Here is a 13,399-nt window from a genome sequence, read left to right on the forward strand (position 1 = left end):
CGGCTAGGGATTGGCAACGCTGTTAGACGCCTCGCTCGCGTGATCGGGCCGGGGCGCGTCCTGCCCGCCTCCCAGCGCCACATAGAGCGACGCGCCGTTTTGCAGCGCCGCCGCGCGTAGCTGGATCAGTTGCTGTTGTGCCGCGAACAGGCTGCGCTTCGCATCGACCACTTCCAGGTAGATGGAAATGCCGTTCTCGTAGCGCAGTTCCGCCGCTTCGGCCAGGCGCGACTCGGAGGCCACCGCGCGCTCCTGTGCCGCGATTTGCTCCTGCAGGCGCTGGCGCGCGATCAGCGCGTCGGAGACTTCGCGGAACGCCACCTGAACGGTTTTCTGGTAGTTCGCCACGAGTTCCGTTTGACGCGCTTCGGACAGGCGCACTTGCGCGCTGCGGCGACCCGCGTCGAAGATCGGCAGCGTGACGAACCCGGATATCAGCCATGCCTGCTTGCCGGGCACGAAGAGGTCGCTCAACTCCGGCGACACATAGCCGAAATTGCCCGTTAGCGAAATACGCGGGAAATAGTCGGCGCGCGCGGCGCCAATATCGGCGTCGGCGGCTCGCAGCGACTGCTCGGCCGAGCGAATATCGGGGCGCAGCGCGAGCAGCGAAGAAGGCAGCCCCGCGTCGAGCGTGCCGAACTGATCGGCGTCGGCCAGCACGTGGCGCTGCGTCATATTCGCGGCGTCCGGCAGCGGACCACCGATCAGGACAGCCAACTGATCGCGCTGCTGGCCCGTCGTTCTTTGCAGTTCGGCAAGCTGCGTCTGAGCCTGTGTGACGAGAATGCGCGCCTGCTCGTAGTCCACGAGCGAGGTCGCGCCCGCTTCGAGGCGCAGCCGCGCGACCTCCAGCGCATACTGGCGCGTTTCCAGCGTGTGCTGCGCCAGGTCGATGCCCTCGTTGCCTGAGAGGATCGCGTAGTAGGTCGCCGCCACGTTGCTGATGAGCGAGAGACGAAACGCTTCGTTGGCCTCCATCGTCGCCAGATAGTTGCGCCGCGCCGACTCGCTCAGGTTGGCCACGCGCCCCCAGAAGTCGAGTTCGAACGACGTGACGGCCACCTGCACGCTGTACTGGTTGAAGTGAATCGACGTGTTGTTGTTGGGCAGCTCGGGCTCGATGGTGTTGAGCGGGGTTTTGGTGCGGGTTGCGTCGGCGCCCGCGGCCACTTGCGGAAACCGCGCGGAGCGCTGCACGCGATAGAGCGCCTGAGCCTGCTCGATGCGCGCAACCGATGCCGCCAGATCGCGGTTATGCGCCAGCGCCATGGCGATCAGCTGCTTGAGCGCCGGGTCGCGAAAGAACGTCTCCCACGCCAGCTCCGAAGCGAGGCGCTCGCCGCCCGGCGCGGCGATATCCGCACTCTCGTAGGTGCCCGCAATCGGCAACTCCGGCTGCTGGTAGCGCGGCGCGAAATTGCACGACGCGAGCGCCAGGCACGCCGTGATCGCCATCCACCTGGCAGTCTTAAACATCGTGCGCTCCCGCGGGCCGCGCGTCTTCTTCGTCATCGCCGGGCGAGCGTTTGCGGCTCAACCATCGGCGCGCCACCACATAGAACACCGGCGTAAAGAAGATGCCGAACAGCGTGGCCGTGAGCATGCTGCCCATGATGCCCGTGCCCACCGCCTGCCTGCCCGCCGCGCCCGCGCCTGTGGCGAGCACGAGCGGCAGCATGCCGAGCACGAAGGTCACGCTCGTCATCAGGATCGGCCGCAAGCGCTGACGCGCGCCGTTCACGGCCGCGCTCACGGTATCGCTGCCCGCGGCCTCCTCCTTGATCGCGAATTCCACGATCAGAATGGCGTTTTTTGCCGCGAGGCCGATGATGGTCACGAGGCCGATGTTGAAGTAGACGTCGGCGGAAAAACGCCGCGCCATGGTGAAGAGAACCGCTCCCAGCACGCCCAGCGGAATGATGAGCAGGACGGCAATGGGAATCGCCCAGCTCTCGTAGAGCGCAGCGAGCAACAGAAACACCACGACGAGGGAAAGCAGCAGCAGCGCACCGATCTGCCCGGCCGCCTGCTGTTCCTCGAACGCCGTGCCGGTCCATTCGTAGGTCAGGTTGCCGGAAAGAACGTGGTCCGCAATGCGCTCCATCTCAGCGAGCGCCGCGCCGCTCGAACGGCCCGGCGCCGCCTGCCCCGAGATCGTGGCCGAGGGAAAGCCGTTGTAGCGTTCGACCTGCTGCGGCCCCGCGCTCCAGTGCACGCTCGTGAACGCCGAGAACGGCACCATCTCGCCCACGTTGTTGCGCAACCGCAGCGCGCCGATATCCTCGGGCCGCATGCGCTGATCGGCGTCGGCCTGCATGAGCACGCGCAGCACATTCCCCTCGTAGACGAAATCGTTCACGTAGTTCGAGCCGAATGCGAGCGCGAGCGCGCTGTTCACCTGACCGATCTGCAACCCTAGCGCGCGCGCCTTCACGCGGTCGATATCGACATAGAGTTGCGGCGCGGGCGGCAAACCGTCGGGACGCACGCCCACCAGCAAGGGGCTGCGCGCGGCCTCCGCCAGCATGCGCGCGCTCGCCTGCTGCAACGCCGCGCCGCCCACGCCGCTGCGGTCGAGTATCTTCATGGTGAAGCCGCTCGCATTGCCGAGCGAGGGAATGGCCGGCGGATCGAGCGCGAAGACGAGCGCTTGAGGAATATTGCGGAACGCCGCGTTCGCGCGCCCAACCAGCGCCCCCGCCGAATTGGCCGCGCCCGGCCGCTCCGACCACGGCTTCAGGTCGACGAACGACATCGCCGCCGACTGCCCCTGGCCGAAGAAGCTGAATCCCGTGACGGACGCGATATTGCGCACCTGCGGCTGCTGCCTCAGATAGGCCTCGACCTGATCGACGACCTGTTGCGTGCGCTGCGCCGTCGCGCCGGGCGCCGCCGTATACGCGACGAAAATGTGTCCCTGGTCCTCGCCCGGAATGAAGCCGCGCGGCAACTGGGTGAAGAGGAACCCGGTCGCCGCGCACACCACGACGAATACGAGGAGCCAGCGCACCGGCTTGCGCAGCATGGCCTGCACGGCCAGCACGTAGCGCTCGGTGGCGGTTTCCATACCGCGGTTGAACCCATCGAACACGCGCCGCTGCATGCGGGCCGGCCAGTGCGTGGCGGCGGCCTTGCCGGTGCCGTCACCGGTCTTCGTCCTGCTGCCCAGCAGCGTTGCCGACATGGCCACGCCCAGCGTCAGCGCGAGCAGGGTCGAGAGAAAGATCGAGACGGTGAGCGTGACCGAGAACTGGCGATAAATCGCGCCCGTCGAGCCCGGAAAGAACGCCATGGGGACGAACACCGCAATCAGCACGAGTGTGCTCGCAATGGCGGCGCCCGCAATCTGCCCGACGGCCTTGACGGTCGCCCGCCGCGAACTCAAGCCCTCTTCCTGGATCACGCGCTCGACGCTTTCCACCACCACGATCGCGTCGTCGTTGAGAATGCCGATCGCCACGACCATGGCGAACAGCGAAAGCAGATTGATCGAGAGCCCGAACAAAAAAATGCCGACGCACGTGCCGATCAGCGCGATCGGGACGACCAGCGTGGGAATGAGCGTCGCGCGCCATTTCTGGAGAAAGAGAAACACGATGACCGTCACGAGCAGCAATGCCTCGATCATCGTGCGCAGCACGCCGCTCAGCGAGGTCGTGATGAACGGCGTCGTATCGAACGGCACGACCCACGCCACGCCCTTCGGGAAAGTCGGCTGCAATTGCGTGAGACGCTGCCGCACGGCGCTCGCCACGGCCAGCGCGTTCGCGCCGCTCGCGAGCTGGATGGCGATCCCGGCGGACTCCTTGCCGTTCACGCGAAAGCGAAAGCCATAGCTGTCGTTGCCCAGCTCCACGCGAGCGACGTCGCCCACGCGCACCGTCGAGCCATCCGGGTTCGAACGCACGATCACCTCGCGGAACTGCTCGGGCGTCGAAAAGCGGCCGCGCATAACGATCTGCGCATTGAGTTCGGCGCCCGGCGCAATGGGCTGGTCGCCGAGGCTGCCGCCCGCAGTCTGGCTGTTCTGCTCCTGGATGGCAGTCATCACTTCGTTAGCCGAAATACCGAAGCTGCCGAGTTTTTCCGGATCGATCCAGATCCGCATGGCATACGACGAACCGAACAGCTGCGCGTCGCCGACGCCGGGAATGCGGCGCAATTCGTTGACGATGTTATTGGCGGCAAAGTTGCCCAGCTCGACGGCCGGGATCGAACCATCGGCGGACTGCAGCGCAACGAGCATCAAAAAGCCCGACGACGCTTTCGTGACGCTCACGCCGACCTGCCTCACCTCAAGCGGCAGGCGCGGCTCGACGCGGCTCAAGCGGTCCTGGACCTGCGAGAGCGCAACGTCGAGATTCGTGCCGGGCCTGAGCGTGACCGTGATCTGCGCCGTGCCGTTCGAGCGGCTCTGGGACGACATGTAGAGGAAATTTTCGACGCCGTTCATCTCGTCTTCGATGATCGACGTGACCGTGCGGTCCAGCGTGTTCGCGTCGGCGCCGCTGTAGACGGCCGATATCGTAAGCGAGGGCGGCGCGACGTCGGGGTACTGCTCGACCGGCAGCAGCATGAGCGCGAGGGCGCCAAACAGCGTGACGAAGAGCGCAACGACCCACGCGAAGACTGGCCGGTAGACGAAGAATCGGTTCATGAGGCGCGCCGCTCAGGAGTGGCCCGGCGCGGCGAAGGGATGGGCGTCCACGCGCTGCCCCGGCTGCACCCGTTGCCAGCCGTCGACGATGACGCGCTCACCCGGCTCCAGCCCGTCCTTCACGACCCATTGCCCCGCTTCCTGCGGGCCGAGCACGACATTGCGCCGCACGACGGTGCCGTCGTCGGCAACGAGCGAGAGGTTCGCCCCGTTGTTGTCGAACTGCACCGCGCGCGCGGGGACGACCAGGCCGTTCGGTATCGTGCCGATCACAACGCGCCCGCGCACGAACTGCCCCGGCAACAAGATGCGCGACGCATTGTTGAAGCGCGCGCGCAGCACCTGCGTCCCGGTGGAAGGATCGACGACGAGATCGGTGAAGTCGAGCACGCCCGGCTCGCTATAGTCGTCGCCGTTCGCGAGCGTGAGCCACACTTGTGCGCGGTCCGAGGCCGGCGCCGCGAGCGTGCCCGAGGCGATCTGTTTGCGTACCTCCAGCAACGAAATATTCGACTGCGTGAATACGGCGTTCACGGGCGAGAGCTGATTGACCTGCGTGAGCAAGGTCGCCCCGGCCGCGCTGACCAGCGCGCCCTCGGTGACGAGCGCGCGCCCCACACGGCCCGCGATCGGCGCGCGAACCGTGCATCGATCGAGGCGCAGCTGTGCGAGCGTCACCGCGGCGCGTGCGTCCGCAACGTTCGCGTCGGCCTGCTGCAGGGCGGCCGTCGCGGCCTCGAATTCCTGGGCGCTCACGACCTGGCGCGCCACCAGCGGCTTGAAGCGTGCAACCTCCGAGGCCGCATTGCCCTGCACGGCCCGGGCCCGGTTGAGCGCCGCCTGGGCCTGCTGCAACGCGGCCTCGTAGTCGCGCGAATCGATGAGGAAGAGCGGCGCGCCGGCACGCACGTCGGTGCCCTCCTCGAAGAGCCGCCGCTCGACGATCCCGTCCACGCGGGCGCGCACCTCCGCCGAGCGGATCGCTTCGATACGCCCCGGCAGTTCGATCTCGCGGGGAATGGATTGCGCCGCAACCGTTTCAACCAGCACGCTCGGCGGCGGTGGCGCTGCGCCGCCCTGGGCTTGCCGGTCGCGGCATCCATTGCCCGCCAGCAGCAGCATTGCCGCAATGCCGATCAGCCACGGTCTACAGCGTCTGGGTTCGCAGTTTGGCACGCGAGGCTCCACCGAAAAATAGAGACGGTACGCGCGCGCCCGGAACGGCTCATTGCGCAGTACTCGACCGGATCATTGCGATGTTCACTCAAACCGCGATTTACGGCCCCCGATGTGCGCAGTCCGCAAGCGCAGAAGCGTGGAAGAAGCGCACAATGTTTCAATCGTTATCTAACAGATATCGCTTTCATGCATTCACGGGATTTACGCAAAACCGCCACAAAATCAATCACTCGTAAATTTCTTGAAGTCGGAATTCCGTTTACTACTATGGATAGACGCTTCACACCCTTATTCACACCGCTGGATTCTTTCGTTTTCCAGCCATTGCCCATTTGCTTTTAAGGGCACGTTCGCACAGCTGGATATCACGGCTTTCGGGATGTTCTATAACCGAAGAAGCCATTGGTCATGGCGACGTCAATCATCTTCTTGCCTCAGGAGATCGAATCATGAAAAGCCAACTCGTCCTCTCAGTCATCGCTGCGCTCCTCGTCGGTGTCTCCTCTTCCGCAATTGCGCAAGGCACATCCGGTGGAGATCAAAGCCAGGGGACAGGTCGCCAGCAGGTCATGCCGACCATGCCGCATCGCGACTGGCATGAGGGCCAACAGGTTCCCTCGAAGTACCGGCATTACAACTATCAGATGAACGACTGGAAGTCGCATAACCTGGACGCACCGAAGCGCGGCCAGCAGTGGCTTGGCGTGAACGGCGACTACGTGCTGGTGACGAGAAGCAACTGGAAGATCTCGAAGATCGTACCGGGTACTGAATGACCGGGATCACGAGACGGGCTACGTTGCCGTAGCCCGCGCGATTGCTGCATGATTCAGGCATGGACGGTTGCCATGCCTGCCGCCCTTCTCAATCGACGAGCCGCGCGCGCAGGCGCTTGTACTCGTCGTCCGTAATCGAGCCTGTCGTCCTCAGCTTGTCGAGCTTCTCGATTTCGTCCGCGACACTGTAGCCCACGATGTGGCGCAGTTCTTCGCGCGCCTTCTGTGCCCGCTCCTGGTTGCGATGCGCCATGTCTCTGCCCTGCGTGAGGACATAGGCGAATATGCCGATATAGGGCAAAACAATCAGAAAGATCACCCACACGATCTTCATGAATCCCGATATATCGGTCCGACGGAACAGGTCACTCGTGATCGTGATGAACAGCCAGAACCACAGAATGAACATGAATATCGAAAACGCATCGATAATAAAGTTCGAAAACGTAAAGCCATTTGCGAAGATCATGAATCGCCTCCGTCGGTTTTGCGTGTGTAAAACGGCAACTGCAGGCTGATACGGGCATCGATGGCGACACCGTGTGCGCGCGAAACGTGATGCTCGGACGTGACGCGGCAGCCGACTGCGCTTTCGTCAGGTCAGATCAGGCCGCGCCTGCGCTCCCGGCCGGCAAACGGCACCACGGCCATGGAAATGAGATCCAGCCCGAGGAACAATCCGAGCAAGGGTAACGGCACGCTCGGGAAATTGGCGGCCAGAAAAATGGCCAGCAGGAACGAGAGCGCCGCGCTGACAATGCCGATATTGTTGACCTTCACGTCCTGCCCGACCGACGCAATGATCTTGAAGAAGCCGTCGAGCACGAAGAAGATCATCAGCATCACGGTAAGCCCGCGCGCCCGTGCGCTGTCATTGACCAGAATGAGAATGCCGATGAGTATGGGCACGATGACTGGCGGAATGCGCCTGACTGCGAGTTTCCAGTCTTTCGTCGTGAAGAGACTCAAGGCATGCACGAAGCCGCAGAACAGCAGCATCCTTGCGATGAAAAGCGTGCCAATCAAGGACCTTGTCGAGAGCGACAAGACGATGCAGAAAATTCCCGCCGCGATGAGAAGCGTTGAGCTGGCAATCGGAAAAATAGAACGCTTTTTCATATTCGAATGTAACTGCGTCAATACGGTTACATAGCTCGGCATATCTGACTTGCGCGTATTCTTGCCGAATTATAGGCTTAAGCGAAATTAAGCGTTCTACTATCAGCCGTGGAAGTATAGTGCGTGAGTGTGCAAATACAAGGGCGCGATTGCACTGTGAACCTCGAACGCAGCCACACCTTCTCGTTCAGCCCCAACGGCGAGCACTTCCTGCTCGACGGCGAGCCCTTGCAGATCCGCAGCGGCGAGATGCATCCCGCGCGCATACCGCGCGAGTACTGGCTGCATCGCATCTGCATGGCCAAGGCGATGGGCATGAACTGCATCGCGTTGTACATCATGTGGAACTACCACGAGACACGCCCGGGCGTGTTCGACTTCGCAAGCGGCAACCGCGATATCGAAGCCTTCATCCGCCTGTGTCAGCAAGAAGCGCTGTGGGTGCTGCTGCGCCCGGGCCCCTACGTTTGCGCCGAGTGGGACCTGGGAGGCCTTCCCGCTTACCTGCTGAGCGAACCGGACATCCAGCTGCGTACCGACTCCGCCACCGATGCCCGTTACATGGTGGCGGTTGCGCGCTACATCGGCGAACTCGCTCCGCGCATCAAGCCGTTGATGATCGATGCAGGCGGGCCGATCCTGATGATCCAGATAGAGAATGAATTCGGTTCGTACGCAAGCAATCCCGCTTACCTCGAAGAACTCAGGCAGCTTTGGCTGCGAGGCGGCATAACGGGGCCCTTCTACACCGAGGACGGTCTCGCGCAACTCGAACGCAATCGCACTACGGTGACGGGTGGCGCCATCGCGTTGAGCAACGGCAACGCGGCGCAAATCGCCACGGTGCGGCGCGCGTTTCCTGCCGTGCCCGCGATGGCGGGCGAGGTCTACCCGGGCTGGCTGACGCATTGGGGCGAGCCGGAATTCGCTGGACTCCATTACGATCTTTCCGCCATCCTGACGGCATTCATGCAGTCGCATTTGTCGTTCAACCTCTATGTCATTCACGGCGGCACGAGCTTTGGCTTTTATGCCGGCGCGAATGTGGACGACTCGGGCAACTATCAACCCGATATCACGAGCTACGACTATGGCGCGCCGATCAACGAGCAAGGGGCGGCTACGGCGAAATACCTGAAGTATCGCGACATCATCGCCCGATATCTCGCCGAGCCTTTGCCGGACATTCCCGACGCCATCGCCACAGTCGCGGGCCACACCCTGACGCCAACGCTCTACACCTCGATCTGGGACAACCTGCCCGCGCCCCTGCCGTGCGACTCGAGCGTCGATCCGCAGCCGTTCGAGCACTACGACCAGACATCCGGCTTCATGCTGTATCGGAAAACGTTGCGTGAGCAACCGGTTGGCGCGCTGGATATCAGCGGCGTTCATGACTATGCGGCGGTTTTTGTCGGCGAGCGCTACGCGGGCGGCGTCTCGCGCGCGCGTATTCCGCACGGCTATGCGCAACAGTTACGTGTGACACATCGCGCGCCGCTCGCGTTGCCCACCACCGTGGCCGGCGCGCCAGGCGCGCTGGAAATTCTGGTAGAGGCCATGGGGCGCGTCAACTTCGGGCCGGCGATCGTCGACCGCAAAGGACTGCTAGCGCCCGTAAAAATGCAATACGCCGACGGGTCCGCTTCATCGCTCGAGGAATGGGAAGTCTTTTTGCTGCCGATGGATGAGGCGTACATCGCCGGGTTGCAGGCACGCTGCACGAATCCGCTGAAACCCGGACTCTTTTTCAAGGCGCGCCTGGTTCTGGATGAAATCGGCGACACCTGGCTCGATATGGGCAACTGGACCAAGGGCGTGGTCTGGGTCAATGGGCACAATCTCGGGCGCTACTGGAGTATCGGCCCGCAACAGCGCTTGTATTGCCCCGCGCCGTGGCTTACGCAGGGCGAGAACGAGGTGCTGATCTTCGACCTGCACCAGACCGAAACGAAGCCGGTGCGTCTGGCGAATGCGTTGTACTAGCCGCCATCGGTCGGCAGTAGTTCCAGCGTGAGCACTTCGAATGGCGCGAGCTGGATTTCGCACGGCACGTCCGCGTCCAGTATTGCGGGAATGCCGGTGGTGCCTGCATGCCAGAGACTCCGCGCATGAAATCGTCCCGCCGCCGCAGCCGGCAGTTCCAGCTGATGCCGCAGCGCCAGCGCAAAGCGCTGCGCCTGATCGTGCGGATTGCGCAGCGTCACGATTGCCTTGTGCGGCGCCCACGCGGCCCAGCCGTAGATGGCCGCTTCGTCGGGCGCGCCGCCGATCCAATGGCTGTCGCGCAACACGCCGCCGTTCACGCGCGCCCATCGGGCCGCTTGCGCGAGCACGTTCCAGTCGTCTTCGCCCAGCAGCGAAGGCGTGATGTACAGCTCCTGCAATTGCGTCCCGCTCGCGAAGAAGGACCGCACCTCGTGCGCGAATGCATCGCCTGCCGGCGTATTCAGGCGTGGGTTGCACTGCGCCAGGACAATGCCGTGCAGCATCACGGAATTGAGCGGAAAGAGCGGGCTGCGCAGCACGACGTTGCGGTACGTCTGCGCGTCGCGATACGTGATCCAGCGCTCGCGACTCGTGCCGCTGCCTGCCTGACCGTCGTCACTGCCGCCGCGCCAGATCGCGTCGGCGTAGCGCAGCCAGAACGGCGAGGGCTGCGTGCCGGTCGAGAGATTGATGAAGGTTTCCGGCTTCGCCGCGCGAATGTCGCCGATCAGCTGGATCGCAGCGTCCCAGTCGCTATCGAAAACGCTGCCGGGAAATACACGGTCCGCGTTGCCGGTCCCGTCGAACTTGAACTGGTTCACGCCGTCTCTCGCGAGCAGGCTCATCACGACTTCGTGAAAACGCTCGTAATAGCGCGGCCCCGATAGTGCGAAGCCATTGTCGATGACTTCGTAGCCCGCGGCGCGGCCATGCGTGACGCGCTCGTCCTTCGGCGCGCAATAGCCGCCCCAGGGAGACAGCCAGACGCCGGGCGCGCCGCCATAGCGTGCCGCCGCCTCGCGCAGCGGCACGAAGCCATGAGGAAACGCCTGGCTGAAATGCCAGCCGCCGCCAAGGTCGTCCCAGCCATCGTCGAACAGAAACGAGTCGATCTGCACGCCGCGCGCGGTATGCAATTCGCGGCCGACCGTTTCGATACGCTCCAGCGCCTGGTCCTGCGTATAAGGGGTGAGGTAACCGATATCCCACCAGCTGTTGTAGTGCAGACACGGACGATATGGGCGGGCGCGCTCCTGCTCGAGGCAGGTGGCGAAATCGCGCCGCAACTGACCGTCGCGAGCCACGCCTGCCACGGCGGAGTAAGTCAGCGTCCGGTTCTTTTGCAGCGGCAACGTGCGTTGCAGCGTAAAACCGACGCTATCCGCTTCCACGTGGCTGGTTGCAAGCGGCAACTCGAAGCCCAGGTAGAAGTTGCCCGCGACGACCAGGGTGCCCTTGCGTTCGCTGCCGGTCTGCGCGCCGACAACGCGCGCCTGCAGTAATGAAACGACGGCAATGGCTTCGGCCTGGCGCAGGGCCGTCACGTTCAGCAGCATGCGCAGATATCGCGCGCCGTCGCGCTGCTCTACGCTCCATTGCATCGCGAGGCGTCCCTGGGCGTCGCCCAGCGTGACGCTCACGCGCCGGCCCGCGACGCGTTCGGCCAGGCGCGATGCTTGGGGGTTGGCCGCGAGCGCGTCTTCCCGTACCGGTGCAAGCACGCGCATGCCGGCCGGGCCGAGTATGGTGCCGTCCGCGAAAGTCAGCGCGAACGGCGCGACGATGGGCAGTACGCGTGCCCCAGCGCAATCGACGAGTGAGAAGCGAGTGAGGTGTTCGTCCTCGAGTGCCCAGCGCAATGCAACGGCATCGTTCCCGAACGAGCAGACATCGCCCTGTTTCCGGAATTCGGGCATGCAGGCTTGTGTGGAAGTTCGATCGTCGGCACGCATGGGCAACCTGTCTCGGGCGCGAGCAACCTCTATAGGTTAATGGCAACGGCACAAACGTGTAATGACCCTAAAGCGGCAGCCCCACACAAACGGCAATTCAGGGCCGCGTGATTCCCTTATGGGAACCTTAAGCCCGACATTTTTCGCGCAGCTTTACCAGCGGTTACACGATTGACAAATCTGCGCATCCCGTTCGTAAGCTCAGCGACTAGAATCCGCTTCCATCGCAACCGCGTCCGTTGACTGGAATAGAGATCATCATGAATCGCCTGACGTTTTATCTCCTCGCAGGACTCGCAGGGACGTGTGTCAGCACAGCGGCATCCGCCCATGCCGATATCGGTGTCTATCTCGGCGTTCCCGGTCCGGTCTATGCCGCGCCCGTGCCCGTGTACGAGGCGCCGCCGCCCGTCGTTTATGCAGCGCCGCCCGCTGCAGTCTACGAGCCGGCCCCCGCGTACGGCTACTACCGCTACGACCACGACGAAGACGAACACCACTGGCACGACCACGGCCGTCATCGTGGCTGGGAACATCACCACGGCGACGACGATTGACCGGCGCGCCCGCCACCCATATCGTTGCGCGCGCAACCTCATGCGCGCGCCTGCCTCCCTTCAAGTGCAAGTCCCGCGCCCCCTCCCCGCGACAACAGGCCTGTTCGGCTAGCCCCTCAAAGTTGTCTAGCCAATAAACGCTTACAACGCGCACTCCACCCTGCCTCCTGCCCCTCCTTTCCGTGTGCAACGCTCACATGTCAGCGCGTTTACACCTTCGCCAGCAAAAACCCTAGTTGTCTCATTATGTGAGAGCCGTTATCTTGTCTATACAACACGGCTGACGTGACAGCCCGCTGTTGACCATGCCGCCATCCGTCATGGCGGCGTCGAAAGAGATACTGGAGACTCCACGTCAATGAAGAAGTTTGCCCTGTGCATCGCGATGCTCGCCGTCGCTACCTCCGTCTGTGCGAAGGACTGGACCACGGTCCGCTTTGGCGTGGATGCAAGTTATCCGCCGTTCGAATCGAAGAGCACGGACGGCAAGCTGGTCGGCTTCGACATCGACGTCGGCAACGAGATCTGCAAGCGCATCAACGCGAAGTGCGTTTGGGTGGAAAGCGAATTCGACGGCATGATTCCGGCGCTCAAGGCAAAGAAGTTCGACGCCGTGCTCTCCTCGATGTCGATGACGCCGCAGCGTGAAGCACAAATCGCCTTCTCGTCGAAGGTCTTCCACACGCCTAGCCGTCTCGTCGCGAAGAAGGGCTCGAGCCTTCAGCCCACCGCCGATTCGTTGAAGGGCAAGACGATCGGCGTCGAGCAGGGAACGACCCAGGAAGCCTACGCAAAAGCCAACTGGGCGCCGAACGGTGTGAAGATCGTGCCTTACCAGGATCAGGACCAGGTCTATGCGGACCTGCTCTCGGGGCGCCTCGACGCCGCGCTGCAAGACGCCGTGCAAGCCGACCTGAGCTTCCTGAAGACCCCGCGCGGCGCAGGCTTCGCGTTCACGAACGGCGAACTGAGCGATCCCAGCGGCATCCTCGGCAACGGCGCCGCCATCGGCTTGCGCAAGGACGACGCCGACCTGAAGGTGAAGATCGACAAGGCGCTCGCGGACATGCTCAAGGACGGGACCTACAAGAAGATCGAATCGCGCTACTTCGCGTTCGACGTGTACGGTTCCTGAGCCTGACCGGAGCACGAGATTAGCGACGAAGG

10 protein-coding genes are annotated in these 13,399 nt (G+C 63.4%); 4 read left to right on the plus strand and 6 right to left on the minus strand.

The window, feature by feature from the left end; genetic code table 11:
* Positions 1-3: 3 nt before the first annotated feature.
* Genes A3CW_RS46365 through A3CW_RS46370 form a run of 3 tightly spaced genes read right to left on the minus strand, consistent with a single transcriptional unit; the run spans position 4 to position 5,836 of the window.
* Positions 4-1,479: an efflux transporter outer membrane subunit gene (locus A3CW_RS46365; RefSeq protein ID WP_063750831.1), complete on the minus strand. Its 1,476-nt coding sequence runs from the start codon at positions 1,477-1,479 to the stop codon at positions 4-6.
* A complete protein-coding gene (locus tag A3CW_RS0115095) occupies positions 1,472-4,660 on the minus strand; it encodes a multidrug efflux RND transporter permease subunit (RefSeq protein WP_028204322.1) in 3,189 nt (1,062 codons plus the stop codon). Before A3CW_RS0115095 ends, A3CW_RS46365 begins: the two co-directional genes overlap by 8 nt.
* A gap of 12 nt (positions 4,661-4,672) precedes the next feature.
* Positions 4,673-5,836: an efflux RND transporter periplasmic adaptor subunit gene (locus tag A3CW_RS46370; RefSeq protein ID WP_245623647.1), complete on the minus strand. Its 1,164-nt coding sequence runs from the start codon at positions 5,834-5,836 to the stop codon at positions 4,673-4,675.
* 452 nt (positions 5,837-6,288) lie between these two features.
* Between A3CW_RS46370 and A3CW_RS0115105 the strand changes: the two genes are divergently transcribed.
* Positions 6,289-6,615, plus strand: a complete 327-nt coding sequence (locus A3CW_RS0115105; RefSeq protein WP_028204323.1) for an RcnB family protein — start codon at positions 6,289-6,291, stop codon at positions 6,613-6,615.
* Between the two features lie 88 nt (positions 6,616-6,703).
* Here the strand turns inward: A3CW_RS0115105 and A3CW_RS0115110 are convergent, their stop codons facing one another.
* Both A3CW_RS0115110 and A3CW_RS0115115 read right to left on the minus strand, forming a co-directional pair.
* Positions 6,704-7,084 carry an SHOCT domain-containing protein gene (locus A3CW_RS0115110; RefSeq protein ID WP_028204324.1) on the minus strand — a complete coding sequence of 127 codons (381 nt, stop codon included), beginning with the start codon at positions 7,082-7,084 and terminating at the stop codon, positions 6,704-6,706.
* A 131-nt stretch (positions 7,085-7,215) separates the two neighbouring features.
* Positions 7,216-7,776, minus strand: coding sequence for a DUF308 domain-containing protein (locus A3CW_RS0115115; RefSeq protein WP_154677952.1), 561 nt, complete (start codon positions 7,774-7,776; stop codon positions 7,216-7,218).
* A 114-nt stretch (positions 7,777-7,890) separates the two neighbouring features.
* Between A3CW_RS0115115 and A3CW_RS0115120 the strand changes: the two genes are divergently transcribed.
* The gene (locus A3CW_RS0115120) at positions 7,891-9,720 is read left to right on the plus strand and encodes a beta-galactosidase (RefSeq protein ID WP_028204326.1); all 1,830 of its coding nucleotides are present in this window, start codon (positions 7,891-7,893) and stop codon (positions 9,718-9,720) included.
* On the opposite strand, the gene A3CW_RS0115125 is transcribed toward A3CW_RS0115120, so the two are convergent.
* Positions 9,717-11,639: a hypothetical protein gene (locus A3CW_RS0115125; RefSeq protein WP_035513047.1), complete on the minus strand. Its 1,923-nt coding sequence runs from the start codon at positions 11,637-11,639 to the stop codon at positions 9,717-9,719. The genes A3CW_RS0115120 and A3CW_RS0115125 overlap by 4 nt on opposite strands.
* 296 nt (positions 11,640-11,935) lie before the next feature.
* Between A3CW_RS0115125 and A3CW_RS0115130 the strand changes: the two genes are divergently transcribed.
* Together A3CW_RS0115130 and A3CW_RS0115135 are read left to right on the plus strand one after the other, a co-directional pair.
* Entirely contained in the window at positions 11,936-12,232 is a 297-nt protein-coding gene (locus A3CW_RS0115130) for a hypothetical protein (protein WP_028204328.1), read from the plus strand.
* Between the two features lie 358 nt (positions 12,233-12,590).
* Entirely contained in the window at positions 12,591-13,367 is a 777-nt protein-coding gene (locus A3CW_RS0115135; protein ID WP_028204329.1) for an ABC transporter substrate-binding protein, read from the plus strand.
* The last annotated feature ends 32 nt before the right edge of the window (positions 13,368-13,399 follow it).

It is taken from the genome of Paraburkholderia nodosa DSM 21604, assembly GCF_000519185.1.
Taxonomy (GTDB): Bacteria; Pseudomonadota; Gammaproteobacteria; order Burkholderiales; family Burkholderiaceae; genus Paraburkholderia; species Paraburkholderia nodosa.